General features: G+C 58.3%; 22 protein-coding genes. 8 read left to right on the top strand and 14 right to left on the bottom strand.

Going from position 1 to position 26,795, the window contains the following annotated elements; genetic code table 11:
- Positions 1-90: 90 nt before the first annotated feature.
- Together uraA and upp are read right to left on the bottom strand one after the other, a co-directional pair.
- Entirely contained in the window at positions 91-1,380 is a 1,290-nt protein-coding gene (gene uraA, locus ET34_RS0106100) for a uracil permease (protein WP_031520367.1), read from the bottom strand.
- 116 nt (positions 1,381-1,496) lie between these two features.
- Positions 1,497-2,123 (bottom strand): uracil phosphoribosyltransferase, encoded by a 627-nt coding sequence (upp, locus tag ET34_RS0106095; protein ID WP_031520366.1) that lies wholly within the window; start codon positions 2,121-2,123, stop codon positions 1,497-1,499.
- 266 nt (positions 2,124-2,389) lie between these two features.
- Here upp and purM point away from each other — a divergent pair, with 266 nt between their 5' ends.
- From purM to ppx, 4 genes are all read left to right on the top strand, one after another.
- A complete protein-coding gene (gene purM / locus ET34_RS0106090) occupies positions 2,390-3,427 on the top strand; it encodes a phosphoribosylformylglycinamidine cyclo-ligase (RefSeq protein WP_031520364.1) in 1,038 nt (345 codons plus the stop codon).
- Positions 3,428-4,066 (top strand): phosphoribosylglycinamide formyltransferase, encoded by a 639-nt coding sequence (gene purN / locus ET34_RS0106085; RefSeq protein WP_031520362.1) that lies wholly within the window; start codon positions 3,428-3,430, stop codon positions 4,064-4,066.
- Positions 4,067-4,285: 219 nt separating this feature from the next.
- Positions 4,286-6,346 carry a polyphosphate kinase 1 gene (ppk1, locus tag ET34_RS0106080; protein ID WP_031520360.1) on the top strand — a complete coding sequence of 687 codons (2,061 nt, stop codon included), beginning with the start codon at positions 4,286-4,288 and terminating at the stop codon, positions 6,344-6,346.
- Positions 6,347-6,348: 2 nt separating this feature from the next.
- Entirely contained in the window at positions 6,349-7,893 is a 1,545-nt protein-coding gene (gene ppx, locus ET34_RS0106075; RefSeq protein ID WP_031520358.1) for an exopolyphosphatase, read from the top strand.
- Positions 7,894-7,936: 43 nt separating this feature from the next.
- Here ppx and ET34_RS0106070 read toward each other — a convergent pair whose 3' ends face one another.
- On the bottom strand, positions 7,937-10,204 hold the full coding sequence (locus ET34_RS0106070) for a bifunctional diguanylate cyclase/phosphodiesterase (RefSeq protein WP_031520355.1): 2,268 nt from the start codon (positions 10,202-10,204) through the stop codon (positions 7,937-7,939).
- A gap of 347 nt (positions 10,205-10,551) precedes the next feature.
- Here ET34_RS0106070 and ET34_RS21610 point away from each other — a divergent pair, with 347 nt between their 5' ends.
- Entirely contained in the window at positions 10,552-10,746 is a 195-nt protein-coding gene (locus ET34_RS21610; protein WP_072001979.1) for a YfgG family protein, read from the top strand.
- A gap of 213 nt (positions 10,747-10,959) precedes the next feature.
- Here ET34_RS21610 and guaA read toward each other — a convergent pair whose 3' ends face one another.
- Together guaA and guaB are read right to left on the bottom strand one after the other, a co-directional pair.
- Complete coding sequence (gene guaA, locus ET34_RS0106060; RefSeq protein WP_031520352.1) at positions 10,960-12,537, bottom strand: glutamine-hydrolyzing GMP synthase; 1,578 nt, start codon at positions 12,535-12,537, stop codon at positions 10,960-10,962.
- A 66-nt stretch (positions 12,538-12,603) separates the two neighbouring features.
- Positions 12,604-14,070 (bottom strand): IMP dehydrogenase, encoded by a 1,467-nt coding sequence (gene guaB, locus ET34_RS0106055; protein ID WP_031520351.1) that lies wholly within the window; start codon positions 14,068-14,070, stop codon positions 12,604-12,606.
- Between the two features lie 170 nt (positions 14,071-14,240).
- Here guaB and xseA point away from each other — a divergent pair, with 170 nt between their 5' ends.
- From xseA to ET34_RS0106040, 3 genes are all read left to right on the top strand, one after another.
- Positions 14,241-15,620: an exodeoxyribonuclease VII large subunit gene (gene xseA / locus ET34_RS0106050; protein WP_031520349.1), complete on the top strand. Its 1,380-nt coding sequence runs from the start codon at positions 14,241-14,243 to the stop codon at positions 15,618-15,620.
- A gap of 76 nt (positions 15,621-15,696) precedes the next feature.
- Positions 15,697-16,722, top strand: a complete 1,026-nt coding sequence (locus ET34_RS0106045) for a M4 family metallopeptidase (protein WP_031520348.1) — start codon at positions 15,697-15,699, stop codon at positions 16,720-16,722.
- Positions 16,722-17,072: a protealysin inhibitor emfourin gene (locus ET34_RS0106040; RefSeq protein ID WP_031520346.1), complete on the top strand. Its 351-nt coding sequence runs from the start codon at positions 16,722-16,724 to the stop codon at positions 17,070-17,072. The genes ET34_RS0106045 and ET34_RS0106040 overlap by 1 nt, the downstream gene beginning before the upstream one ends.
- Here the strand turns inward: ET34_RS0106040 and ET34_RS0106035 are convergent.
- The 9 genes from ET34_RS0106035 to ndk all read right to left on the bottom strand — a co-directional run bounded on the left by ET34_RS0106035 (position 17,069) and on the right by ndk (position 26,524).
- Complete coding sequence (locus ET34_RS0106035) at positions 17,069-17,290, bottom strand: zinc ribbon domain-containing protein (RefSeq protein ID WP_031520344.1); 222 nt, start codon at positions 17,288-17,290, stop codon at positions 17,069-17,071. The genes ET34_RS0106040 and ET34_RS0106035 overlap by 4 nt on opposite strands.
- 61 nt (positions 17,291-17,351) lie before the next feature.
- The gene (gene der, locus ET34_RS0106030) at positions 17,352-18,830 is read right to left on the bottom strand and encodes a ribosome biogenesis GTPase Der (protein ID WP_031520342.1); all 1,479 of its coding nucleotides are present in this window, start codon (positions 18,828-18,830) and stop codon (positions 17,352-17,354) included.
- 123 nt (positions 18,831-18,953) lie between these two features.
- Positions 18,954-20,135 carry an outer membrane protein assembly factor BamB gene (bamB, locus tag ET34_RS0106025; protein ID WP_031520340.1) on the bottom strand — a complete coding sequence of 394 codons (1,182 nt, stop codon included), beginning with the start codon at positions 20,133-20,135 and terminating at the stop codon, positions 18,954-18,956.
- 10 nt (positions 20,136-20,145) lie between these two features.
- Complete coding sequence (locus tag ET34_RS0106020) at positions 20,146-20,766, bottom strand: YfgM family protein (protein ID WP_031520339.1); 621 nt, start codon at positions 20,764-20,766, stop codon at positions 20,146-20,148.
- 32 nt (positions 20,767-20,798) lie between these two features.
- On the bottom strand, positions 20,799-22,073 hold the full coding sequence (gene hisS, locus ET34_RS0106015; RefSeq protein WP_031520337.1) for a histidine--tRNA ligase: 1,275 nt from the start codon (positions 22,071-22,073) through the stop codon (positions 20,799-20,801).
- Between the two features lie 115 nt (positions 22,074-22,188).
- Positions 22,189-23,307, bottom strand: coding sequence for a flavodoxin-dependent (E)-4-hydroxy-3-methylbut-2-enyl-diphosphate synthase (gene ispG / locus ET34_RS0106010; protein WP_031520335.1), 1,119 nt, complete (start codon positions 23,305-23,307; stop codon positions 22,189-22,191).
- 27 nt (positions 23,308-23,334) lie between these two features.
- On the bottom strand, positions 23,335-24,342 hold the full coding sequence (rodZ, locus tag ET34_RS0106005) for a cytoskeleton protein RodZ (protein ID WP_031520334.1): 1,008 nt from the start codon (positions 24,340-24,342) through the stop codon (positions 23,335-23,337).
- Positions 24,343-24,751: 409 nt separating this feature from the next.
- Positions 24,752-25,918: a dual-specificity RNA methyltransferase RlmN gene (gene rlmN, locus ET34_RS0106000; protein ID WP_031520332.1), complete on the bottom strand. Its 1,167-nt coding sequence runs from the start codon at positions 25,916-25,918 to the stop codon at positions 24,752-24,754.
- Positions 25,919-26,092: 174 nt separating this feature from the next.
- On the bottom strand, positions 26,093-26,524 hold the full coding sequence (gene ndk / locus ET34_RS0105995; protein ID WP_024548603.1) for a nucleoside-diphosphate kinase: 432 nt from the start codon (positions 26,522-26,524) through the stop codon (positions 26,093-26,095).
- Between the last annotated feature and the right edge of the window lie 271 nt (positions 26,525-26,795).

The following is a 26,795-nucleotide window of genomic DNA, read 5'->3' as shown; positions in this document are numbered from 1 at the left end:
CTCAAACGGGCTTACAAAAATACGCGGCGAGTGTAACACAGTTTCGCTTCGCTGTTGAACCGGGCAAGGATCCTTACCCGGTTTTACCGATCAATGCGATTTCCCTTCCTCATCCGGCGCATCCAGCACCACTTCTTCCGGACGCAGGACGCTGATAAGTTTGAAGATCAGGCTCAGGCCAACACCGACGATGGTGGCGAGCGCCATGCCTTTCAGCTCGGCTGCGCCGATATGTACCTTCGCACCGCTGACGCCGATGATCAGGATCACCGAGGTGAGGATCAGGTTCTGCGCTTTACTGTAGTCCACTTTGGATTCAATCAGCACACGAATACCGGATGCACCGATCACGCCGTACAGCAGCAGCGATACGCCGCCCATCACCGGTACAGGGATGATCTGGATTGCCGCCGCCAGTTTCCCGACGCAGGAGAGCAGGATGGCGATAATTGCCGCGCCGCCGATCACCCAGGTGCTGTAGACGCGGGTAATAGCCATCACGCCAATGTTTTCCCCGTAGGTGGTGTTCGGCGTGGAGCCGAAGAAGCCGGAGAACATGGTCGACAGGCCGTTGGCAAACATAGAGCGGTGCAGGCCAGGGTCGCGGATCAAATCTTTTTTCACGATGTTCGCCGTCACCACCAGGTGACCGACGTGTTCAGCGATCACCACCAGCGCCGCCGGCAGAATAGTGAAGATAGCGAACCACTCAAAGCGCGGGGTGTAGAAGGTGGGCAGTGCGAACCAGTGCGCTTCGGCAACCGGCGTGAAGTCCACCACGCCCATCGCAAACGACAGCGCGTAGCCCGCCAGCACGCCAATAAGGATCGGGATAATGGCGAGGAAGCCACGGAACAGCACCGAACCGAACACCGTCACCGCCAGCGTCACCAGCGAAATAATGATGGTTTTACTGTCCGCCGCCGCGCCCTCTGCCGGCAGCAGCCCGGCCATACCGGCGGCGACGCCCGCCAGCTCAAGCCCGATCACCGCAACGATAGCGCCCATCGCTGCAGGCGGGAACATTACGTCCAGCCAGCCGGTGCCAGCCTTTTTAACGATCAGCGATACCAGGCAGAACAGGAAGCCGCACATGATAAAGCCGCCCAGCGCCACTTCGTATCCCAGCGGCAGCAGAAGCAACACCGGCGAGATGAATGCAAAGCTTGACCCCAGATAGGCCGGGATTTTGCCTTTACAGATGAAGAGATAGAGCAGCGTCCCGACGCCGTTGAACAGCAGCACGGTGGCCGGGTTAATGTGAAACAGGATCGGCACCAGAACGGTGGCACCAAACATGGCGAACAGGTGCTGCAAACTGAGCGGGATGGTTTGCAGCAGCGGTGGACGCTCGCTGACACCGATAGCACGGCGCGTCATAGTGTTTTCCTCACGTGTTGTGTGTTGTCGTTATTCCCTGCCCTTCGTGAAAAGGCACCCAGGGTTATGGCCCAAAAAAAAGCCGACTATAAAGTCGGCTCTTATTATCAAATCGCTTATTTAGTACCAAAGATTTTGTCGCCGGCATCGCCGAGGCCAGGAATGATGTATCCCTGCTCATTCAGCCCCTGATCGATTGAGGCGGTGTAGAGCTCAACGTCCGGGTGCGCTTTCTCCAGCGCGGCGATACCTTCCGGCGCGGCCACCAGTACCAGCACTTTAATGCTGGTGCAGCCCGCTTTTTTCAGCAGGTCGATGGTGGCGATCATTGAGCCACCGGTTGCCAGCATCGGGTCAACCACCAGCGCCATGCGCTCGTCAATGTTAGACACCAGCTTCTGGAAATAGGGCACCGGCTCCAGCGTCTCTTCATCACGATAGACGCCAACCACGCTGATGCGGGCGCTCGGCACGTGCTCCAGCACGCCTTCCATCATGCCAAGACCGGCACGCAGGATCGGCACCACGGTGATCTTTTTACCTTTGATCTGCTCAACCTGCACCGGGCCGTTCCAGCCTTCGATGGTCACTTTTTCCGTTGCCAGATCGGCGGTTGCTTCATAAGTCAGCAGGCTCCCAACTTCGGAGGCGAGTTCACGAAAACGCTTGGTGCTGACGTCATGCTCGCGCATCAGCCCCAGCTTGTGTTTGACGAGTGGGTGTTTGACTTCCACGATCTTCATACTCTTTCTCCCCAAAAGATGGCAACCACAAAAAAAATCGCGGGATTATACCGCTTTTTTCCCGCCGCGCCACATCCAGCGCCGTTGATCCTAATCAAACGGACTGGAAATGAGTATAAAGAACAATAATGCTAACCGTACAGACAAGAGGCTCGCAAACGTTTGCCTGCACTGATAGAATTGCCGCGTTTTCCGGATGGCACCCTTTCCTGAGCCTGACAGGCCATCTGATTTACCACCAACCGCAACCGCGTGGGGACTCTGCAGTGACCGATAAAACCTCTCTCAGCTATAAAGATGCCGGTGTTGATATTGACGCAGGTAACGCTCTGGTCGACCGAATCAAAGGTGTTGTGAAAAAGACCCGCCGCCCGGAAGTGATGGGTGGACTGGGCGGATTCGGCGCATTGTGCGCACTGCCGCAAAAATATCGCGAACCGGTACTCGTTTCCGGCACCGATGGCGTCGGCACCAAGCTGCGTCTGGCGATGGACCTCAAGCGTCACGACACCATCGGCATCGATCTGGTGGCGATGTGCGTGAATGACCTGGTGGTACAGGGTGCGGAACCGCTGTTCTTCCTCGATTACTACGCCACCGGCAAACTGGATGTCGATACCGCTTCGAGCGTTATCACCGGTATTGCCGAAGGCTGTCTGCAGTCAGGCTGCGCGCTGGTCGGCGGCGAAACCGCTGAAATGCCGGGCATGTACCACGGCGATGACTACGACGTTGCCGGGTTCTGCGTTGGCGTGGTGGAAAAATCAGAAATCATCGACGGCAGCAAAGTCGCTGACGGCGACGTGCTGGTGGCGCTGGCCTCAAGCGGCCCGCACTCTAACGGCTACTCGCTGGTGCGTAAAATTCTGGAAGTCAGTGGCAGCGACCCGCTGACCACCGAGCTCGACGGCAAGCCGCTGGCGGATCATCTGCTGGCCCCGACCCGTATCTACGTGAAATCGATTCTCAGCCTGATTGCGCAGAGCGATGTCCACGCTATCGCCCACCTCACCGGCGGCGGCTTCTGGGAGAACATTCCGCGCGTGCTGCCGGACAACACTCAGGCGGTGATCAACGAGTCCTCCTGGCAGTGGCCAGCCGTGTTCAACTGGCTGCAGCAGGCCGGGAACGTCAGCCAGCACGAGATGTATCGTACCTTCAACTGCGGCGTGGGCATGCTGATCGCCCTGCCGGCGGCTGAAGCGGACAACGCCATTCAGCTGATGAACGATGCAGGCGAAACCGCCTGGAAAATCGGCGTCATCAAGGCCTCGGATTCCGACGAGCGCGTGGTTATCCAGTAAATGAATATCGTGGTGCTGATCTCCGGCAACGGCAGCAATCTGCAGGCCATCATTGATGCCTGTGCCAGTAAAAAAATTGCTGGCACCCTGCGCGCAGTATTCAGCAACAAGGCCGACGCGTTCGGCCTTGAGCGCGCCAGAGAAGCAGGCATTCCGGCCCATGCGTTGAGCGCCAGCCAGTTTGCCACCCGTGACGCCTTTGACCGTGAGCTGATGCTGGAGATCGACGCATATGCCCCGGACCTGGTGGTGCTGGCGGGTTATATGCGCATTCTCAGCCCGGAATTTGTGGCGCACTACGCGGGGCGGCTTATCAATATCCACCCCTCGCTGCTGCCGAAGTATCCGGGGCTGCATACCCATCGTCAGGTGCTGGAAAACGGCGATAGCGAACACGGCACCTCGGTGCATTTCGTCACCGACGAACTGGACGGCGGGCCGGTGATCCTGCAGGCGAAAGTGCCGGTGTTTGACGGCGATGACGAAGCGGACATCACCGCCCGGGTGCAGGCCCAGGAGCACGCCATCTATCCCCTGGTGGTGAGCTGGTTTGCTGAAGGCAGGCTGGCGATGCGCGACAACGAGGCCTGGCTCGACGGCCAGAAGCTTCCGCCTCAGGGCCACGCAGCCGACGAATAAAACCCCACGCTCTGCCCCGGCAGGGCGTTTTTTATTCTGCGCCTTCCCGCAGCGCTACGGGACGTGCAACTGCAGGTTACGGGCACAATCCGCCCTCTCCTTTTCGGATAACTGTCATACTTATCGGGCATAGTTGGACATAAGCGGGTTCAGCTCGCCATAATAACCACGAGACGGCGTTGTCACGTCCCGCGTTTACCAACCGGAGTGTGAGTAGTAATGGGTCAGGAAAAGCTATATACCGAAAAAGAATTAAGCTGGCTGTCTTTCAATGAGCGTGTTCTGCAGGAAGCAGCGGATAAAAGTAACCCGCTGATTGAGCGGATGCGCTTTCTGGGCATCTATTCCAACAACCTGGATGAGTTCTATAAGGTGCGCTTCGCCGAACTGAAGCGACGCATTCTTATCACCGAAGAACAGGGATTAACCTCCCACTCGCGCCACCTGCTGGGCAAGATCCAGGCCCGGGTGCTGAAAGCGGATCAGGAGTTCGATACCCTGTATAACGATCTGCTGCTGGAGATGGCGCGCAATCAGATCTTCCTGATCAACGAGCGCCAGCTCTCCCCAAACCAGCAAACCTGGCTGCGACAGTACTTCAAACAGCATCTGCGTCAGCACATCACTCCGACGTTAATCAATCGCGACACCGACCTGGTGCAGTTCCTGAAGGACGATTACACCTATCTGGCAGTAGAGATTATCCGCGGGGATGACATCCGCTATGCGCTGCTGGAAATCCCTTCGGATAAGATGCCGCGCTTCGTCAACCTGCCGCCGGAGACGCCGCGCCGCCGCAAGCCGATGATCCTGCTGGATAACATCCTGCGCTACTGCCTCGACGATATCTTCAAAGGCTTCTTCGATTACGATGCGCTGAACGCCTACTCAATGAAGATGACGCGCGACGCGGAATACGATCTGGTGCATGAGATGGAGTCGAGCCTGCTGGAGCTGATGTCCTCCAGCCTGAAGCAGCGCCTGACCGCTGAGCCGGTGCGCTTTGTCTATCAGCGTGACATGCCGGATGCGATGGTCGAGATGCTGCGCGATAAGCTGACCATCACCCACTACGACTCAATCATCCCCGGCGGACGCTACCACAACTTCAAAGACTTCATTGGTTTCCCGAACGTCGGCAAAGCCAACCTGGTGAACAAGCCGCTGCCGCGCCTGCGCCATATCTGGTTCGATAAGTTCCGCAACGGTTTTGACGCCATTCGCGAACGCGACGTGCTGCTCTACTATCCGTATCACACCTTCGAGCACGTGCTGGAGCTGCTGCGCCAGGCCTCCTTCGACCCAAGCGTGCTGGCGATCAAAATCAACATCTATCGCGTGGCGAAGGATTCGCGCATCATCGACTCGATGATCCACGCCGCGCACAACGGTAAAAAAGTGACGGTGGTGGTGGAGCTGCAGGCGCGCTTTGACGAAGAGGCCAACATCCACTGGGCGAAGCGCCTGACCGAAGCGGGCGTGCACGTCATCTTCTCGGCACCCGGGCTGAAAATTCACGCCAAGCTGTTCCTGATCTCGCGTAAGGAAGGCGACGAAGTGGTGCGTTATGCCCACATCGGTACCGGTAACTTCAACGAGAAAACGGCCCGGCTGTATACCGACTACTCCCTGCTGACCGCCGATGCGCGCATCACCAATGAAGTGCGTCGGGTGTTCAACTTTATCGAAAACCCCTATCGCCCGGTGCATTTCGACTACCTGCTGGTCTCGCCGCAAAATAGCCGCCGCCTGTTGTATGAAATGGTGGATAAAGAGATCGCAAATGCGCAAAATGGCCAGCCTTCGGGGATCACCCTGAAGCTGAACAACCTGGTGGACAAAGGGCTGGTGGACCGGCTCTATGCGGCATCCTGCTCCGGCGTGCCGGTCAACCTGATGATCCGCGGTATGTGCTCCCTGATCCCGCAACTCGAAGGGATCAGCGAAAATATTCGCGTGATGAGTATCGTTGACCGTTATCTGGAGCACGATCGGGTCTATATTTTCAAGAATGGCGGCGACGATAAGGTCTACCTCTCCTCCGCCGACTGGATGACGCGTAATATCGACTACCGCATTGAAGTGGCGGTCGCGCTGCTGGATCCGCGCCTGAAACAACGGGTGCTGGACATTATGGAGCTGCTGTTCAGCGACACCGTAAAAGCGCGTTACATCGATAAAGAGCTGAGCAATCGCTATGTGCCGCGCGGCAACCGCCGCAAAGTACGCGCACAGCTGGCGATTTACGACTACATCAAATCACTAGAGCAACCAGAATAAGTATGCCGATACAGAATCAGGCCCCGCGCCCGCAGGAGTTTGCTGCGGTTGACCTTGGCTCAAACAGTTTCCATATGGTGATCGCCCGCGTGGTGGATGGCGCGATGCAGATCATTGGTCGCCTGAAGCAGCGTGTACACCTGGCTGACGGACTGGATGAGAACAATACTCTGAGTGAAGAGGCCATGGAGCGCGGCCTGAGCTGCTTATCCCTGTTCGCCGAGCGCCTGCAGGGATTTGAGGCAGCTAACGTCTGCATCGTGGGCACGCACACCCTGCGCCAGGCGCAAAACGCCAGCGAGTTTTTGCAGCGCGCGGAAAAGGTTATCCCCTACCCCATCGAAATCATCTCCGGGAATGAAGAAGCACGCCTGATTTTTATGGGCGTGGAGCATACCCAGCCGGAGCGCGGCCGCAAGCTGGTGATCGACATCGGCGGCGGCTCGACGGAACTGGTGATCGGCGAAGATTTTGAACCGCAGCTGGTAGAGAGCCGTCGCATGGGCTGCGTCAGCTTCGGTCAGCACTTCTTCCGTGGCGGCGTGATTAGCCGCGAGAGCTTCAAGCGCGCGCGTATGGCGGCGGTGCAGAAACTGGAGAGCCTTGCCTGGCAGTACCGCATTCACGGCTGGAGCACCGCGCTGGGCGCGTCCGGCACCATCAAGGCGGCGCATGAAGTGCTGGTGGAGATGGGCGAAAAGGATGGGCTTATCACCCCGGAACGGCTGGAAAAACTGGCAGAAACGGTCATGGGCTTTAACAGCTTCGCCGCGCTGAGCCTGCCGGGGCTGTCTGACGAGCGTAAAGCGGTATTTGTGCCGGGGCTGGCGATCCTGTGCGGCGTGTTCGACGCGCTGGGCATCCGCGAGCTGCGCCTCTCTGACGGCGCGCTGCGTGAAGGCGTGCTGTATGAGATGGAAGGCCGCTTCCGCCATCAGGATATCCGCATTCGCACCGCGCAGAGTCTGGCGAACCAGTACCATATTGACCGCGATCAGGCGCACCGGGTGCTGGAAACCACGACGCTTATCTATCAGCAGTGGGAGCAGCAGAATCCGAAGCTGGTACATCCGCAGCTTACCGCGCTGCTGAAGTGGGCTGCGATGCTGCATGAGGTGGGGCTGGGTATCAATCACAGCGGCCTGCACCGCCATTCGGCCTATATCCTGCAGAACAGCGACCTGCCTGGCTTCAACCAGGAGCAGCAGCAGCTGATGGCGACGCTGGTGCGCTGCCATCGCAAGGCGGTGAAGCTCGACGATCTGCCGCGCTTTACCCTGTTCAAGAAAAAGCAGTTCCTGCCGCTGATCCAGCTGCTGCGCCTCGGCGTGCTGCTTAACAACCAGCGTCAGGCCACCAGCACACCGCCGTCCCTGACGCTGAAAACGGATGATAACCACTGGACGCTGCGTTTCCCGCACAACTGGTTCAGCCAGAACGCGCTGGTGTTACTCGACCTGGAGCGTGAGCAGCAGTACTGGGAAGCGGTAACCGGCTGGCGGCTGAAAATTGAAGAGGATGCCAGCCCCGACGATGTGGCGGCGTAAATAAAAAAGCGGCAGAGGATGCCGCTTTTTTTATCTTTCCGAATTAGCCAGGAAGCTGAACCGCGCTCTGGGCTGCACGCCCTTCTTCAGCTTCCAGCTCGACCAGCGTCTCCAGCGGGACCGGATAGCCAATCAAAAAGCCCTGCAGATAATCGATGCCCAGCCTGCGCACTTCGTCGCGAATGGCTTCTGTTTCCACGTACTCCGCGACCACCTGCATTTTTTTCATGCGCGCCAGATGGCAAATGGAGGCCACGATTTGATAGTCGAGGCTGCTGGAGAGCAGGTTACGGATAAAGCTGCCGTCAATTTTTAAGATGTCGGCATTGACGTTTTTCAGGCGCGCATAGCTGGCATACCCGGTGCCGAAGTCGTCGATGGCCACCCGGCAGCCCATCGCCTGCAGGCGGGAGAGCGTCAGGTTGGCCTGCTCAACGTTGGAGAGTGAGTTACTCTCGGTCACTTCGAAAATAATCTGCCACGGCTCCACCTGATACCGTTCCAGCATCTGGCGCACTTCACTGGTGAATACCGCGCGGCACACCGAGGCGGGAGTCAGGTTGATGGAGAAGCGGCTGGCGGGTAACGCCTTGCGGTGCGTATGCATGAAGCGCAGCGTTTTCTCCAGCACCATGTTGTCGATGCGCGACGAGAAGCCAAACTCATGCGCCACCGGCAGGAATTTGTCCGGGGTAATCAGCTCGCCGTCGTCATCCAGCATACGCAGCAGGATCTCGTAGTAGTGATCCCCGCGCGCGCCCTCAATACGCTGCGCCACCAGACGAAACTCATCGTTATCCAGCGCCTGCTGCAGGCGGTTCATCATCTCAACTTTGATCTTCACCGCGCGCTGGACGTGATTCGCGCCGGTGCGCTGCAAGCTTTCCGGATGATGTGTCGCCAGCGACAGATCCGCCATGGTGCTCATTTCACCCAGCAGCAGCGGCAGATGGGTCACCGGGGTGCGCACATAGCAGTAGCTCATGCCCACCTGCGGCTGGAGCGGCATCCCGTCCCAGACGAAGCGGAAAGATTTGATGCGCTTATCCAGTTCATCAATGCGCTCTTTGTGAAACTCGGTATTCAGGCGCAGCACCATGTCATCCCCCGACAGCTGATAGACCAGCTCATCGGGATGCAGCACCTCCCGCACCCAGCTCGCCAGCTGCTGTTTGTAGTGGATGCCGAGCATCACGCCGTAGTTGCGCCCCAGCAGATCGAGGTCGGGCATGCGCATCAAAAACAGTACCGACCAGGGGGTGCGCGCCAGATCCTGATTCAGCGCGCGCAGGTTCGGCAGCTGGATAATCGGGTCGAGATAGGCCACGCGCCGCGCCCGGGTATGCAGCTCGCGCTGGCGAGTGCTCACCAACGCCATAAAGATGATGATGCACGAGAACACCGCAAAGCTCGATGAGGCGATCGCCAGCTGAATGTCGAAGCCCTGATAGTCGGGAATGTAGCGCGAGAAGTAGTGCGTCAACAGGATGATCACCGGCGTCCAGACGGCGGTGATAAAAATCACCCCAAAGCGCATCGCCCCCCACAGCATTACCGGCAGCAGCAGCGAGAGCGTGTAATTGCTGTTGAAAATCGTGTTGCTGTTGTTGAGCGGCACCAGCAGCAGGGCAATTAGCGATCCCACAACTCCGCACCAGAGCAACACTTCAAACGGCGTCACCCGCTTATCGAACTGCTTACGCATCTGTGAGAAAAAGCTGCGCAGGTAGCGTGGATGGCGGATCACGCGGATGATGAAATAGCACAGCGGGATCCCGGTCAGCCCGCCCACCAGCAGCCCCTGATAGTTAATCAGCGTGCGTATCGAGAAGGGATTTGGTGACGCCATGCTGGTGCGGTAGTCATAGAATCCGGCGAAGCTCGCCATCTGAAACAGCATCAGGAACAGCGAGGCGCTGCACAGCACCAGCCAGAACAGGCGCTGCACCCCGACGCGATGATTCCCGTACAGCGTGGCGTAGCGATGCGGCACAAATATCCGGTAGCAACCCCAGCTGATAATAATGGTGGTCAAAAAGTGAATTACCACCACGGCGGTCTCTTTCGGCCCGACGTCGTTTAAATGATGTACCACCAGCGCCAGCATAATTCCGGGAAGTGCTGCCCAGCCGAAAAACACCATCAGGGCGATAAACAGGGCGACCGGGAGATAGTAAAGCACGGCGGTGCTGTCGCCCATGGTGGTATAGGTGTTACCGAGCCTGACCAGCGGCAACAGCAGCAGCGGCAGCAGCAGGGGTAAGCCCCACCACTTATCTTTATGACGTTTGTACCAGTTTGCTAAGTGCATAGATGCTCGAGAAAAACCGTATGCCAGACGAGGATTCACGCTGGTGTCTGACCCTGACCTGTGTGCAACGAAGCACGCGCCACCGTGGTGTGTAGAGAATAATGGTTATTATGTAGCTACGGTGGAAGATGATACCGCTCTCCGGGGGCGAACTCAAAAGACAAATCGCGCTTTTTCATTGCCGGATCCGCGCCAGCGCTGCGCTTAATAAGGCTGAAAAATGCACATCTCGTCGCTACCCTGCGCAACTGACCTTTTTTTACATGATTAATAATTGACCTCCCCGCTTCCCTGTGACTTAATAACCGAATCGCCCGCAAGGCCGGGTAAACACTAAGGGTAATTTCGTGACACAGGCTACGGCAATGCGAAGACGACATCGTTTTAACAGTCGAATGACGCGCATCGTGCTTCTTATCAGCTTCCTCCTCTTTTTCTGCCGCTTCGTCTATTCCGCCGTTGGCGCCTGGCATCACCACCAGGACAAACAGCAGATCCAGCAAATCAGTCAGACTATCGAACCGACCACTACCGAACGCTAGCTTGTTAACCACGGTTTTTTGACGCCCTTCGCGGGGTGGGATTTTTTGCGTCCTGATTACGCGCTAATACCGTTTTGTTAAAACGCTCGCACCAGCGGTTGGCCCTGACGTGATGACCCCTCTCGCACGGATATCCCCTGCCCGGCCCAGAATGCACCCATAAAAAAGCCCGCATCCTGCGGGCTTGATAACGAATGGCAACAGACGCAGGGATTATTCCCACTCAATCGTCGCAGGCGGCTTACCGCTGATGTCGTACACCACGCGGGAAATGCCGTTCACTTCGTTGATGATGCGGTTGGAGACGCGGCCGAGGAAATCATACGGCAGGTGCGCCCAGTGCGCGGTCATGAAGTCGATGGTCTCAACCGCACGCAGGGAAACCACCCAGTCGTACTTACGGCCATCGCCCATCACGCCGACCGAACGTACCGGCAGGAACACGGTGAAAGCCTGGCTGACTTTGTCGTACAGATCCGCACGGCGCAGCTCTTCGATGAAGATCGCGTCGGCACGACGCAGCAGGTCGCAGTACTCTTTCTTCACTTCGCCCAGCACGCGCACGCCCAGTCCCGGCCCAGGGAACGGGTGGCGGTACAGCATGTCGTACGGCAGGCCCAGCTCCAGACCAATCTTGCGCACTTCGTCTTTGAACAGCTCTTTCAGCGGCTCGACGAGGCCCATCTTCATCTCTTTCGGCAGGCCGCCCACGTTGTGGTGCGACTTGATCACGTGCGCTTTACCGGTGGCAGAGGCCGCCGATTCAATCACGTCAGGGTAGATGGTGCCCTGTGCCAGCCACTTCACGTCCTGCAGCTTCAGCGCTTCTTCGTCGAACACTTCCACGAACACGCGGCCGATGATCTTACGCTTGGCTTCCGGATCGTTCTCGCCCGCCAGCGCATCCAGGAAACGCGCTTCTGCCGGAACGTGAACGATGTTGAGACCGAAGTGGTCGCCAAACATGTCCAGCACCTGCTCGGCTTCGTTCAGGCGCAGCAGGCCGTTGTCGACAAATACGCAGGTCAGATGGTCGCCGATGGCGCGGTGCAGCAGCATTGCGGTGACGGAGGAGTCCACGCCGCCGGAGAGGCCGAGGATCACCTTGTCGTTACCCACCTGCTGGCGGATACGCTCGACGGCGTCGTCGATGATTTTCGCCGGGGTCCACAGGGCTTCGCTCTGGCAGATATCGATAACGAAACGCTCCAGCATGCGCAGGCCCTGACGGGTATGCGTCACTTCCGGGTGGAACTGCACGCCATAGAAACGTTTTTCCTCGTTGGCCATGATGGCGAACGGGCAGGTTTCGGTGCTGGCAACGGTCACGAAGTCGGACGGGATCGCGGTAACTTTGTCGCCGTGGCTCATCCACACGTCCAGCAGCGGCTTGCCGTCGGCGCTCAGAGCGTCTTCGATGCCGCGTACCAGTGCGCTGTCAGTTTTCACTTCCACCTGCGCATAGCCGAACTCACGCTCGTCAGAACCCTGCACGTGGCCGCCTAACTGCATCGCCATAGTCTGCATGCCGTAGCACACGCCCAGAACGGGGACGCCAGCTTCGAACACGTACTGCGGGGCGCGCGGGCTGTTCTCTTCGGTGGTGCTTTCCGGGCCGCCGGAGAGAATGATGCCGTTCGGGTTGAAGTCGCGGATCTGCGCTTCGGTAACGTCCCACGCCCAGAGCTCACAGTAGACGCCCAGCTCACGCACGCGGCGCGCGACCAGCTGCGTGTACTGCGAACCAAAATCGAGGATAAGAATGCGATGTTTATGGATATTTTCCGTCATTGACGCGTTTTCCAGAAAGTAGCTGACAATAAATAAACGCCCGGTGCTGGCACCGGGCGAGAAAAATTAAGAACCCATACGGTAGTTCGGCGACTCTTTGGTGATCGTCACGTCGTGGACGTGGCTCTCCTGGATGCCGGCGCCGCTGATGCGGACAAATTCCGCTTTCGTGCGCAGGTCATCGATGGTACCGCAACCAGTCAGGCCCATGCAGGAGCGCAGGCCGCCCATCTGCTGGTGAATAATCTCTTTCAGACGGCCTTTATACGCCACGCGGCCTTCGATACCTTCCGGCACCAGTTTATCGGCGGCGTTGTCGGTCTGGAAGTAGCGGTCGGATGAGCCTTTGGACATCGCGCCCAGCGAGCCCATGCCGCGGTAGGATTTGTAAGAGCGGCCCTGGTAGAGTTCGATTTCACCCGGTGACTCTTCGGTGCCCGCCAGCATTGAGCCGACCATCACCGCGCTTGCGCCAGCGGCAATGGCTTTCGCGATGTCGCCGGAGAAGCGGATACCGCCGTCGGCGATGACCGGGATGCCGGTGCCTTCCAGCGCTTCAACCGCGTCAGATACCGCAGTGATCTGCGGAACGCCCACGCCGGTAACGATACGGGTAGTACAGATGGAGCCTGGGCCGATACCCACTTTCACGGCGCTGACGCCAGCTTCGGCCAGCGCGCGAGCGCCTGCGCCGGTAGCTACGTTGCCGCCAATGATCTGCAGGTCCGGGTATTTAGCGCGGGTTTCACGGATGCGCTGCAATACGCCTTCGGAGTGGCCGTGGGAGGAGTCGATGAGCAAAACGTCTACGCCAGCGGCAACCAGCGCATCAACGCGCTCTTCGTTGCCCGCGCCCGCGCCAACCGCAGCGCCCACGCGCAGGCGGCCCTGCTCGTCTTTACAGGCGTTAGGCTTACGCTCGGCTTTCTGGAAATCTTTTACGGTGATCATGCCGCGCAGGTGGAAGCTCTCATCCACAACCAGCGCTTTTTCGACGCGTTTTTCGTGCATTTTTGTCAGCACCACGTCGCGGGATTCGCCTTCGCGCACGGTAACCAGACGCTCTTTCGGCGTCATGTAGACGCTGACCGGCTGGCTCAGATCGGTCACGAAACGCACGTCGCGACCGGTGATGATGCCCACCAGCTCCATATCTTCAGTCACCACCGGGTAGCCAGCGAAGCCGTTACGCTCGGTCAGGGCTTTCACTTCCTGAAGAGTGGTGGTTGGCAGCACGGTCTGCGGGTCAGTGACCACGCCGCTCTCATGTTTTTTCACGCGCTTAACTTCTTCAGCCTGGCGCTCAATGGACATGTTTTTGTGGATAAAGCCGATGCCGCCTTCCTGCGCCAGCGCAATCGCCAGACGCGCTTCGGTCACGGTATCCATTGCTGCGGAGAGCATAGGAATGTTCAGGCGAATGGTTTTAGTCAGATGGGTGCTGAGATCTGCGGTGTTCGGCAGAACGGTAGAGTGAGCGGGAACAAGGAGAACGTCGTCAAATGTCAGAGCTTCTTTAGCGATTCGTAGCATGGCAATATCTCAACCTGGAGGTGAATGAGAACAGATAAAATATTGCCGCGGCATTATACAGAGCGTAACCGATTGCTTCCACACTTTTTTCAGAAAAAACCTTGCTAATGCGTCGTTCCACGTTACTATCGATTGATTAACCCCCTGATTTAAAATTTGATCCCGCTCACATGCCAGCAAACGCCAGCTCCACTATTTTTACCGTAAGCCGCCTCAATCAGACCGTCCGTCTGCTGCTTGAGCAGGAGATGGGTCAGGTGTGGATCAGCGGCGAAATTTCCAATTTTACCCAGCCCGCCTCCGGTCACTGGTACTTCACGCTGAAGGACGATACCGCCCAGGTGCGCTGCGCCATGTTCCGCAACAGCAACCGCCGGGTGACGTTTCGTCCGCAGCACGGCCAGCAGGTGCTGGTGCGCGCCAACATCACGCTCTACGAGCCGCGCGGTGACTATCAGATTATCGTCGAAAGCATGCAGCCGGCGGGTGAGGGGCTCCTGCAGCAGAAGTATGAGCAGCTCAAGCAGCGCCTTGCGGATGAAGGGCTGTTTGCCCAGCAGCATAAGCAGCCCCTGCCCGTCCCGGCGCGCCAGGTGGGCGTCATCACCTCTAAAACCGGAGCGGCGCTGCACGACATTCTGCACGTCCTGCAGCGCCGCGACCCCTCCCTGCCGGTGATTATCTATCCCACCGCGGTGCAGGGTGACGACGCCCCGGCGCAGATTGTGCGCGCCATTGAACTCGCGAACCGCCGTAACGAGTGCGACGTCTTGATCGTTGGGCGCGGCGGCGGCTCGCTGGAAGATCTCTGGAGCTTCAACGACGAACGCGTGGCGCGGGCCATTTTTGCCAGCCGCATTCCGGTGGTCAGCGCTGTCGGACACGAAACCGACGTCACCATCGCCGATTTTGTTGCCGACCTGCGCGCGCCCACGCCTTCTGCCGCCGCGGAAGTGGTAAGCCGCAACCAGCAGGAGCTGCTGCGCCAGGTGCTGGCCGCCCGCCAGCGGCTGGAGATGGCGATGGACTACCTGCTGGTGAGCCGCACCCAGCGCCAGACCCGGCTTCAGCATCGTTTACAGCAGCAGCATCCCCAGCTGCGGCTGGCGCGTCAGCAGACCGCGCTTATCCGCCTGCGCCAGCGCATGAGCAGCGCGCTCGATAATCAGCTGCGCCGGAGTGGTCAGCGCCAGCAGCGCGCTGAACAGCGCCTGAATCAGCAGCATCCCCAGGGACGGCTACACCGGGCGCAGAATCGGTATCAGCAGCTGGAGTATCGTCTCAGCCAGACGATTGCAGCTCGCCTTAGCAGCACCCGTGAGCGCTTTGGTAGTGCCCTCACCCATCTGGAAGCCGTCAGCCCGCTGGCGACCCTTGCACGCGGCTACAGCGTCACCACGGCCCCGGATGGCGCAGTGCTGAAGCAGACGCGTCAGGCGCAGCCCGGTGACGTGCTGACTACCCGCGTGCAGGACGGCTGGGTGGAGAGCGAGGTGAAAACCGTCACTCCGGCGAAGAAAACCCGCAAGCGTAAACCGGAAAATCCGTAACGGCATCAGGGCCGGTCATTAACTATACTGCTGATATTCCTTTTTTTACGGCACCCGCCTTAACAAGGAGATCGGCATGACAGCATCCCGGTACGCTTCAGTAATCCCGCCCTACATCCTGCGTAAAATTATCGACCACGGGTCTGAACTGCAGCAGCGCTGCGCGCGCCAGACCCTGACCCACGTCCAGACCCTGATGGCCCACGGCATTCCGAAACCTGCTGCGCCGCACGTCGCCGAAGCGGGCCAGCTGACGCGCGATATCTACGACGCGCAGAACAAAGAGCAGTTGCCCGGCGAGCAGGTGCGATTTGAAGGCCAGCCGTCGAACGGCGACGTCGCAGTAGACGAAGCTTACGATTACCTCGGCATCACCCACGATTTTTTCTGGAAGAACTGGCAGCGTGACTCGCTTGATAACCAGGGGCTGGTGCTGTCGGGCACCGTCCATTACGGGCGCGAATACCAGAACGCCTTCTGGAACGGTCAGCAGATGGTGTTTGGCGATGGCGACGGCGAGATTTTCAATCGCTTCACCATTGCCATTGACGTGGTAGCGCACGAGCTGAGCCACGGCGTGACGGAAACCGAAGCAGGACTGATTTACTTCGAGCAGGCCGGGGCGCTGAATGAATCGCTCTCTGACGTATTCGGCGCGCTGGTAAAGCAGTATCAGCGTAATCAGACCGCTGATCAGGCCGACTGGATCATCGGCGAGGGACTGCTGGCGGAAGGCATCAATGGCACCGGGCTACGCTCGATGTCAGAGCCGGGCAGCGCCTATGACGATCCGCTGTTGGGGAAAGACCCGCAGCCGGGCCATATGGATGATTTTATCCGCACCCGGGAAGATAACGGCGGCGTACACCTCAACTCCGGCATTCCCAACCGCGCCTTCTACCTTGCCGCGACAGCGCAGGGCGGCTACGCCTGGGAGAAAGCAGGCCGGGCCTGGTATGACACCGTTTGTGACCGCTCACTTCCTCAGGATGCCGATTTCGCTACCTTTGCCCGGCTGACCATCAGCCACGGCGAACGACGCTTTGACGCCGGGGTAGCGGCCGCCATCGAAGAGGCGTGGAAGGCGACAGGAGTACTGTAATGAAGCTGCCCGAGCTGACCGATGATGCAGTCATCGAGCTGGCGCGTGAAGGCGGCGTGGCGTTTATTCCGCGCCTTTCGGCACCGCGGCGCATTGTGCTGGCTGAGCTGAATGCGGAGCAGCGTCAGCGCTTGCTCGATATTCTTCAGCAGGCGCTGCCCCAGGCATTTCCGCCGGGCCAGCCTGATTCACCGGGTCGGGGCGATCAGCGCTACTATCGCATCCAGATCGTCTGGACCCGGCATGACAGCGCGGGCTATGCCGACATCGTATTGCTGGTTCCGGAGAATGCGGCGCCGCAGGGGTTGCAGAATTTATGGAAGCGTGGCGAAGACTGTATCTGTGACTAGCGCGGGAGCGGCACCCACTCGACGCGTTTTTTTGAGATCAGGCCGTGGCCGTGCTGACAGAAGTAGTCCACTGCACCGCAGGCTCTGAGCACCTCAAGCGGCTGATGGCAGTCGGGACAACGGGCTTCAGGGGTGAAATCGCGCTGGCAATATTCGCAGTGCGCACCGCTGTCGGCTGGCACCATGCTGTTACCGCATTCAGGACAGGTGAGTTCCATAGAGCCTCCGGGTGGGGTTTTCCCTTACCCTCTCGCGCAAAGAGAGAGTAAGGGTGAGGGCTTACTTCCCTTTCTTCAGGTGCTTAATCAGACGTTTACGCTTACGCATCTGGTTAGGCGTCAGGGTGTTACGCTTGTTGGCGAACGGGTTGTCGCCATCTTTGAACTGAATGCGGATCGGCGTACCCATGACGTCCAGCGACTTGCGGAAATAGTTCATCAGGTAGCGCTTGTAGGAGTCCGGCAGGTCTTTCACCTGGTTGCCGTGGATCACCACAATCGGTGGGTTATAACCGCCGGCATGCGCATACTTCATCTTCACGCGACGACCGCGCACCAGCGGCGGCTGATGGTCTTCTGCCGCCATGTTCATGATGCGGGTAAGCAGCGCGGTGCTGACGCGGCGAGTGGAGCTGTCATAGGCTTCACGTACCGACTCAAACAGGTTGCCTACGCCGCTGCCGTGCAGGGCGGAGATAAAGTGCACACGGGCGAAATCGATAAAGCCCAGGCGGAAATCGAGCGTCTCTTTCACCTGATCGCGCACTTCCTGGCTCAGGCCATCCCACTTGTTGACCACAATCACCAGCGAACGACCGCTGTTGAGGATGAAGCCCAGCAGGGAGAGATCCTGATCGGAGATGCCCGCACGGGCGTCGATCACCAGCATTACGACGTTAGCGTCTTCAATCGCCTGCAGCGTTTTAATCACCGAGAATTTCTCTACGGTATCGGTGATCTTGCCGCGCTTGCGCACCCCGGCGGTATCGATAAGCACGTACTCGCGCTCGTCGCGTTCCATCGGAATGTAGATGCTGTCGCGAGTGGTGCCCGGCATGTCGAAGACCACCACACGGTCTTCACCGAGAATACGGTTAGTAAGCGTGGACTTACCTACGTTAGGGCGACCAACGATAGCCAGCTTGATTGGCAGATCCTGCGGGTTGAAGTCGTCTTCTTCCTCTTCTTCCACGCCTTCGCCGTTTTCGGCTTCAAACTGCGCCCAGTATTCGGCGTCTTCATCCACTTCTTCCTGCGGATCGACATCGTCCATCCACGGCACCAGCACCTGCTCCAGCAGGCTGGTTACGCCGCGGCCATGCGACGCGGCAATCGGATGGATCTCACCCAGGCCGAGAGAGTAGAAATCTGCCACCGCCTGATCCGGGTCGAGACCGTCAGTTTTGTTGGCCACCAGGAAAGTCGGCTTTTCGCGCGAGCGCAGGTGTTTGGCGATTGCTTCATCGGCAGGCATCAGGCCCGCGCGCGCATCCACCATGAACAGCACTACGTCAGCTTCTTCAATCGCCAGCAGCGACTGCTCCGCCATACGGGTTTCCACGCCCTCTTCTGTGCCGTCGATACCGCCGGTATCGATACAGATGAATTCGCGCCCTTCTACTTCAGCACGACCGTACTTACGGTCGCGAGTCAGCCCCGGGAAATCCGCGACCAGCGCATCACGCGTGCGCGTTAAGCGGTTAAATAATGTGGATTTTCCAACATTAGGGCGCCCGACCAGCGCGACCACAGGTACCATTTTGAAAGCCTCTTTACTCAATAATTCATTATTTCAATGGCGCGAAAATACGCCATTTTTATAAACAGCAAACGGCCCCTGCGCATTGCAGGAGCCGTTTTTGTCAGGTTTTTCGCCCGGCGATTAACGCGTAATTGCGTACAGCGTACCGTCTTTTGCCTGAATCAGCAGTTTGCCTTCGGCAACCACCGGCTCGGTGCGCAGACCGGAGCTGTCTACCTTCTGCTGGGCGACAAAGCGACCATCAGCGGTATTCAGCCAGTGCAGATAGCCTTCGCTATCCCCGACCACCAGATTTCCATTATACAGCACCGGTGAAGTGAGGTTACGGTGCAGCAGATCGCTCTGGGTCCACAGCGTTACGCCGCCTTCGGTGTTCAGCGCCACGATGCGATCGTTCTGATCCACCAGGTAGATGCGGTTACCATCAACGATGAAGTCGTTAACCGAGCCGATCTCACGCTTCCACATCACCTGACCGGAGCGCAGATCCAGCGCGGTCATGTTGCCATTGTAAGCCAGCGCGTACACCACATTGCCCGCGACAACCGGCGTGGTGTCGACATCGCTCAGGCGATCGATTTCGGTCGCACCGGTGGCCTGGGAGATACGCTGCTGCCAGATCATCTGGCCCTGCTGCATCAGCACAGCGCTGACGCGACCGTTATCGCCGCCAACAATTGCCGCGCCGAACGCGGTTGCCGGGGCAGATTCACCGCGCAGTGACAGCGACGGAATATCGAGGTTAACGGTCCACTTCACCGCACCGTCATTTTCGTTCAGCGCCTGCAGAATACCGTTGCTGGTATGGATCAGCACCATGCCGTCGGCAATCACCGGACGGGAGATGGCTTCGCCAGCTACTTTGGTCTGCCACGCTACGCTGCCGTCAGCGATATTGAGCGCATAAACCTGTGCTTTTTCGCTGCCAACGTAAACATTGCCGCCGGAAACGGCGACGCCGCCAGAGAGCAGCGCCGGACGGTTTGCCGAGAAGAACCCGGTTTTTTCCGCCAGATCGATGGACCAGACTTCTTTACCGTCGCTGAGGTTGACCGCTTTCACTTTGCCATGACGGTCAGCCGCGTAGGCAATCCCGTCCTGCACCGCAGGGTGCAGGTTGGAGTAGAAATCGCCAATACCGTCACCCACGGAGGTGCTCCAGTTGGTTTGCGGTTCAAACTGGTTTTCTACGGTCGGCAGCGGTGACATCTTCACCACGTCCTCTTCGCCGCTAAACAGGGAACAGCCACTCAGCAGTGTGGCAGAAAGCAGTCCTGGCAGGAGTAATTTACGCAATTGCATCGGGTCCCTCTCAGACGGACAAATTATTAATTTTCATCTGCAACATTTCGCTCAGCGCCGGGGAGGTATTCAGTGCCGCCCCTTTACGCCATGCATCCAGCGCACCCTGCTTATCGCCTTTGCTCAGCAGTGCTTCGCCGCGCAGATCGGCAACAATCATTGACCAGCCTTCACCCTTGATGGTATCCAGCGTCGCCAGCGCGTTATCGGCCTGCTTCTGCTGAACCTGAACGCGCGCGAGGCGCAGGCTGACGATGGCTTTCATATTTTCATCTTTGGTGGCAGCCTGGGCCTGGCTCAGCAGCTGTGCCGCTTTATCAAGCTCATTTTTATCCACGTGCTGCTGCGCCAGCTCAAGCGACGCGAATACACCGTAAATGTTTTTATTGTCCGCGGCGAATTTCTCAACCGGGGCCAGCGTCTGCGCATCACCGGGTTTTACCGCGGCGATAGCGTTGTCATAGGCCAGCGAGGTTTCACGCGCCGCGTCGGTCTGATGATCGTTCCAGAAGCGCCAGCCAATCAGCGCGCCCACGCCCAGCACCACACCGACAATCAGCGCTTTGCCGTTCTCAGCAAAGAAGCGCTTAACCGCTTCCATCTGATCATTTTCGTTTTCGTAGATTTCCACGCAGTCCTTCTCCTTACGATAAATTACCGGGATTACCCCAGCAGCGCCTGCAGATGAGCGGCCAGCTCGCGCTGTGCGATGTTCTGCTGCTCACCGGTGCGCAAATCCTTCACCACCACGTTGCCGTCTGCTACTTCAGACTCGCCCAGCACCAGTGCGACGCGTGCGCCCCACTTGTCTGCACGCGCAAACTGCTTCTTGAAGTTGCCGCCGCCGTGGTTGGTCATCAGTTTGATGCCGGGGATAGCATCGCGAACCTGCTCTGCCAGCCCCATTGCCGCCGTCTGCGTACCTTCGCCAGACGCGACCAGGTAAATATCGACAACGGATTCGGCTTTAAATTCCGGATTAACCGCCTGAACCAGTAAAACGAGGCGCTCAAGGCCCATCGCGAAGCCCACAGCTGGCGTAGCGCGGCCACCCAGCTGTTCTACCAGGCCATCATAACGGCCACCGGCACAGACGGCGCCCTGTGAGCCGAGGCTGCTGGTCACCCACTCAAATACGGTGCGGTTGTAGTAGTCGAGACCGCGCACCAGGCGCTGGTTCACGGTATAGCTGATGCCCGCCGCGTCCAGGAAGGCGCACAGACCCGCGAAGTGCTCGCGCGAATCGTCGTCGAGATAGTCGCCCAGCGTCGGGGCGTCGTTGAGCAGCGCCTGCACGTCCGGGTTTTTCGAATCCAGCACGCGCAGCGGATTGGTGTACATGCGGCGCAGACAGTCTTCGTCGAGCTTCTCTTTATGCTGCTCCAGGAAGGCCACCAGCGCGTCGCGATAGTTAGCGCGCGCGTCCAGAGAGCCGATGGAGTTGAGCTCCAGCGAGACGTGCTCCGCGATGCCGAGCGCACGCCACCAGCGGGCGGTCAGCATAATCAGCTCAGCGTCGATGTCCGGCCCCTGCAGGCCAAACACTTCCAGACCTAACTGGTGGAACTGACGATAGCGCCCTTTCTGCGGACGCTCGTGGCGGAACATCGGCCCGATGTACCACAAGCGCTGTTCCTGATTGTACAGCAGACCATGTTCGATGCCGGCGCGCACGCAGCCCGCAGTGCCTTCCGGACGCAGCGTCAGGCTGTCGCCGTTGCGGTCTTCGAAGGTGTACATCTCTTTTTCAACCACGTCGGTGACTTCACCGATAGCGCGTTTGAATAACGGGGTCTGCTCTACAATCGGCAAACGGATTTCGCTGTAACCGTAGCTGCCGAGCACCTGCTTGAGGGTACCTTCAATGCGCTGCCAGAGTGCGGTCTCGGCAGGCAGGTAGTCGTTCATGCCGCGGATGGCTTGAATATTTTTTGCCACGTTAGTTCTCTGCTGTCTGATACAAAAAATGAACCCGTTCCCGGCGACACCGGCTTGCCGGGCGCCTCGCGGGTTCAATCATACACGGGAAGCTATCTGCTTCCCAATGTTGAGATTATTTTTCAAGTTGCTGGACGTGGATACGCTGGCTCTCATCCAGCATCGTGGCTTTCGCGCGGATGCGGGCTTCGAGCTGGGCGATCATGTCGTCGTTGTCGAGACGATCCTTACGCAGGCCGTCTTCGTAGAAGCCGCTTTTGCGGTTACCGCCAGTGACGCCCAGGGTCGAAACCAGCGCTTCGCCCGGCCCGTTTACCACGCAGCCGATAATGGAGACGTCCATCGGGGTGATGATATCTTCGAGACGCTGCTCCAGCGCGTTCACCGTACCGATCACGTCAAACTCCTGGCGTGAACAGGTTGGGCAGGCGATGAAGTTAATGCCACGCGAGCGGATACGCAGGGATTTGAGAATGTCGAAACCGACTTTGATCTCTTCCACCGGATCGGCGGCCAGCGAAACGCGCAGCGTATCGCCGATACCTTCAGAAAGCAGCAGGCCGAGACCAATCGCCGATTTCACCGCCCCGCTGCGCGCGCCGCCCGCTTCGGTGATCCCGAGGTGCAGCGGCTGATCGATCTGCTTTGCCAGCAGGCGATAGGATTCCACCGCAAGGAACACGTCAGAGGCCTTCACGCTCACCTTGAACTGATCGAAGTTGAGACGATCGAGATGATCAACGTGGCGCATGGCGGATTCAAGCAGCGCCTGCGGCGTAGGTTCGCCGTACTTTTCCTGCAGATCTTTCTCAAGCGAGCCGGCGTTGACGCCGATGCGGATAGGAATATTTTTGTCACGCGCGCAGTCCACCACCTGGCGGATACGCTCTTCGTTACCGATATTGCCCGGGTTGATACGCAGACAATCGACGCCGTACTCGGCCACTTTCAGGGCGATACGGTAGTCAAAGTGAATATCGGCAACCAGCGGCAGGTTAACCTGCTGCTTGATAAGTTTAAACGCCTCGGCGGCGTCCATTGTCGGCACGGATACGCGAACGATATCGGCACCCACGCGCTCCAGCGCCCTGATCTGATTCACCGTCGCTTCCACATCCGTGGTGCGAGTGTTGGTCATGGACTGAACCGCGATCGGCGCACCATCCCCAATCGGGACGTTACCTACGTAAATCCGTTTCGATTTTCTGCGCTGAATTGGCGCTTCGTTATGCATACTTTTCCCTCAGCAATCGCCCGTCTGTTACTGTGCTGCTGATTGTTCGGCATTGAGGGTGAGACGAGCAACCTGGTTTGTTCTGATAAAACGACTGAGATCGACAGGTTTACCCTGGAATTGAATCTGCACGGCCGCCGGCGCGCCAATTTTCAGGCGGTACGGCGTCTGGCCGGCAAGCGTTAAGTTGCCACCGCTGCGCTGCATGCCGCTGAACAGTTTTTTGCCGCTGGCATCGGTCACTTCCAGCCAGCAGTCGGCGTTGAAGCTCAGCTGCAGCGCATTGGCATCCGCCGCCGCACCGGTTGGCGCGGCGTCTGCGGTAGTCGCCGGGGTTTGCGGCAGCGTACTGATATCGGTTTGCGCAGGAGGAACCACTGCGGCAGCCGGGCTGTCAGTGGCCGCGGTAGCCGGTGCCGCCTCTGCAGGCTGTGCCGGTTCTGCGGCTGGCGCAACCGGAGCCGGTTGCGAAACGGTTTGATCCGGGGTGATAGCCTGAGGTTCCACCGCAGTGGTGTCTGTCGACGCCGCACCGGTGTTCAGGTCAATCGGCTGGCTGGTCTGGTTGCCTTCATTCAGACGCGCGCTGGACTGATCGGCCATTGAGGTGATCTCGTCCTGCTGCGCCTGATGATTTTGCCACCACCAGGTGCCGGTCAGACCGACAACAACCAGTACCACCAGGATAGTGAAGCTCCACAGCAGGCCATCGCGCTTTTTGCGGCGCTTGCCGAGGGTCATGCCCTGGACGGTATTCACTTTCGGGCGAAAAGGTTCTTCTTTTTTCGCCGCCGGCAGCAGTTCTTCTTCAGGAATGTGAACGACGCGGGCGTAAGAGCGAATGTAACCACGCAGAAACGTCGCTGCCAGGTCGGCCGGCAGGGTGTCCTCTTCGATGTCACGGACGGTAGAAACCTTCAGGCAAAGGCGTTCAGCAACCGCCTGCTGGCTCAGTCCGAGTTGTTCACGAGCGGTGCGCAGGCGCTGGCCCGTGGAGAGTGCTGTATTTTGGTCGTGAGTGGCTTCAGTATTCATTAGCTGGACTGGTGGTACTGTTTAAATTAAAAGAACCTGATGCAGAGCCAGAACCCGTTGGTTCAGCCCGCACCGCGTAAGCGCTCTGCGAAAAGCGGTGTTGCCCGCTACCCACCCGGTATAAGCGATGCATCCCTTGCAGATTAACCCCTGAACGGTCATCCGGACGCTCTGGCTCTGTTAACCATAGACAGCTTTTACCCCACTGTCTGCGCACGCCAGTCCGCTCGTCACGATGCCATCTCGCTAACCTGTTGTTGTGCCGTTACATACTGCCTCAAACCGGAAAAAAACGCACCGTAATTATTACGCCGGGCAGAGCACAGAACGCATAAACAGTAGTTATATCCCACTGGATATGCTGAACATGCCGCCCGACAACCCTGGCGAGCGGCATATTGACTCACTGTCAGACGGCTTTCACCGCGATTGGTTCACCCTGCAAACGCTTTTTCATGGTGCGTTTGGTACGGTCAATCACCTCGCCCGCCAGCTGTCCGCATGCAGCGTCGATGTCGTCGCCGCGGGTTTTACGCACGATAGTGGTAAAGCCATAGCTCATCAGCACCTTGGAGAAACGGTCGATGCGGCTGTTGGAGCTGCGATCGTAAGGCGCGCCCGGGAAGGGGTTCCACGGGATCAGGTTGATTTTGCACGGCGTGTCTTTCAGCACTTCTGCCAACTGGTGCGCGTGTTCGGTGCCGTCGTTGACGTGATCGAGCATCACGTACTCGATGGTAACGCGACCCTGGTTGGCGTTCGACTTATCCAGATAACGGCGCACCGCGGCGAGGAAGGTTTCGATATTGTACTTTTTGTTGATCGGTACAATTTCGTCACGAATTTCATCGTTCGGCGCGTGCAGGGAGATCGCCAGCGCGACGTCGATCATATCGCCGAGCTTGTCCAGCGCAGGCACCACGCCCGAGGTGGAGAGCGTAACGCGGCGTTTCGACAGGCCAAAACCGAAATCATCAAGCATGATTTCCATTGCCGGCACCACGTTCGTCAGGTTCAGCAGCGGTTCACCCATCCCCATCATCACCACGTTGGTGATAGGGCGAGTGCCGGTGACTTTCTGCGCGCCGATGATTTTCGCCGCACGCCACACCTGGCCGATGATTTCCGACACGCGCAGGTTACGGTTAAAGCCCTGCTGCGCGGTGGAGCAGAATTTACACTCAAGCGCGCACCCGACCTGGGAGGAGACGCACAGCGTAGCGCGGTCTTCTTCCGGGATATACACGGTTTCAACCCGCTGGTCGCCGACTGCGATGGCCCACTTAATGGTGCCGTCGGAGGAGCGCTGCTCTTCGACCACTTCCGGTGCGCGGATTTCCGCCACTTCCTTCAGTTTGCCGCGCAGCACCTTGTTGATGTCGGTCATCTCATCAAAATCGTCGCAGCAATAGTGATAGATCCACTTCATCACCTGGTCGGCACGAAACGGTTTTTCGCCTAGCGTTTGAAGGAACTCGCGCATCTGCTGACGGTTAAGATCCAGCAGGTTGATTTTTTCAGCTTTCGGGGAGAGCGCCGAGGATGACACCTCAGGCGTGGTAGTGCATTCAGACATAATTTTCTTCCGGCCTCGTTGTTACACGTTGTGGCCCCAGGAGGGTGAATTAAATAAAAAGGCCCCGGCAGCGTAAGCTTGCCGGGGCGCAGTATTGTACAAATTCTCAGGCAGGGTTGCCATCACTGAACGCTGACGGGGGTAAATAAAGTGTAAATATCCCCGGCGACAGGATTAGCGAGTGCGCGGGCACACTTCGCCTTCTGCGAAGAAGTAGGCAATTTCACGCGCAGCAGATTCTACGGAGTCGGAACCGTGGGTGCCGTTCTCGGTGAAGCTGTCAGCGTAGTCGGCACGCAGGGTACCGGCCAGCGCGTTCGCCGGGTTGGTAGCACCCAGGATGTCGCGGTGACGCTGTACGGCGTTTTCGCCTTCCAGTACGGAAACCACGATCGGGCCAGAGGTCATGAATTCCACCAGACCGTCGAAGAACGGCTTACCGTCGTGCTCAGCGTAGAAACCGCGAGCCTGCTCTACGCTCAGGTGCAGCATTTTGGTGCCGACGATTTTGAAACCAGCGGCTTCAAAACGCGCGAAGATTGCACCGATTACGTTTTTAGCGACGGCGTTCGGTTTGATGATGGAAAACGTACGTTCAATAGCCATTGATTACCTCTGTGAGTTGTTCTGTTAGCACCAGCAAACGCTGCCGGTTTTTGGCGTGGCGCGGATTATAAAGGCCCGTTGCGCCCTTGCCTATGGATGAAGGTAACATTTTTTTAAAATTGCGCGATTATCGGCAACACCGCGCAATTTACCCGCAGTTTGCCGTCTGATGCCGGGATATGCCTTCCCGCTGCACCCTGATTATGCCCTGCAATCCTCACCATGATGAGTGCGTAATGTGACTTCCGGACAATCGCCAGCCTCAACGCAT

The organism is Siccibacter colletis, from assembly GCF_000696575.1.
Classification (GTDB): Bacteria; Pseudomonadota; Gammaproteobacteria; order Enterobacterales; family Enterobacteriaceae; genus Siccibacter; species Siccibacter colletis.
The sequence above is the reverse complement of the archived record's forward strand: the minus strand, read 5'-3'. Positions and strand labels throughout refer to the sequence as shown.

Bases quoted from the DNA above. Each gene is read 5' to 3' on its own strand.
- guaA (WP_031520352.1), bottom strand. From the start codon at position 12,537: ATGACGGAAAATATCCATAAACATCGCATTCTTATCCTCGATTTTGGT.
- ET34_RS0106035 (WP_031520344.1), bottom strand. From the start codon at position 17,290: ATGGAACTCACCTGTCCTGAATGCGGTAACAGCATGGTGCCAGCCGAC.
- bamB (WP_031520340.1), bottom strand. From the start codon at position 20,135: ATGCAATTGCGTAAATTACTCCTGCCAGGACTGCTTTCTGCCACACTG.
- ppx (WP_031520358.1), top strand. From the start codon at position 6,349: ATGCCGATACAGAATCAGGCCCCGCGCCCGCAGGAGTTTGCTGCGGTT.
- ET34_RS0106040 (WP_031520346.1), top strand. From the start codon at position 16,722: ATGAAGCTGCCCGAGCTGACCGATGATGCAGTCATCGAGCTGGCGCGT.
- ndk (WP_024548603.1), bottom strand. From the start codon at position 26,524: ATGGCTATTGAACGTACGTTTTCCATCATCAAACCGAACGCCGTCGCT.
- xseA (WP_031520349.1), top strand. From the start codon at position 14,241: ATGCCAGCAAACGCCAGCTCCACTATTTTTACCGTAAGCCGCCTCAAT.
- uraA (WP_031520367.1), bottom strand. From the start codon at position 1,380: ATGACGCGCCGTGCTATCGGTGTCAGCGAGCGTCCACCGCTGCTGCAA.
- purN (WP_031520362.1), top strand. From the start codon at position 3,428: ATGAATATCGTGGTGCTGATCTCCGGCAACGGCAGCAATCTGCAGGCC.
- rlmN (WP_031520332.1), bottom strand. From the start codon at position 25,918: ATGTCTGAATGCACTACCACGCCTGAGGTGTCATCCTCGGCGCTCTCC.
- guaB (WP_031520351.1), bottom strand. From the start codon at position 14,070: ATGCTACGAATCGCTAAAGAAGCTCTGACATTTGACGACGTTCTCCTT.
- der (WP_031520342.1), bottom strand. From the start codon at position 18,830: ATGGTACCTGTGGTCGCGCTGGTCGGGCGCCCTAATGTTGGAAAATCC.
- ET34_RS0106045 (WP_031520348.1), top strand. From the start codon at position 15,697: ATGACAGCATCCCGGTACGCTTCAGTAATCCCGCCCTACATCCTGCGT.
- rodZ (WP_031520334.1), bottom strand. From the start codon at position 24,342: ATGAATACTGAAGCCACTCACGACCAAAATACAGCACTCTCCACGGGC.
- ispG (WP_031520335.1), bottom strand. From the start codon at position 23,307: ATGCATAACGAAGCGCCAATTCAGCGCAGAAAATCGAAACGGATTTAC.
- ET34_RS0106070 (WP_031520355.1), bottom strand. From the start codon at position 10,204: ATGCACTTAGCAAACTGGTACAAACGTCATAAAGATAAGTGGTGGGGC.
- upp (WP_031520366.1), bottom strand. From the start codon at position 2,123: ATGAAGATCGTGGAAGTCAAACACCCACTCGTCAAACACAAGCTGGGG.
- ppk1 (WP_031520360.1), top strand. From the start codon at position 4,286: ATGGGTCAGGAAAAGCTATATACCGAAAAAGAATTAAGCTGGCTGTCT.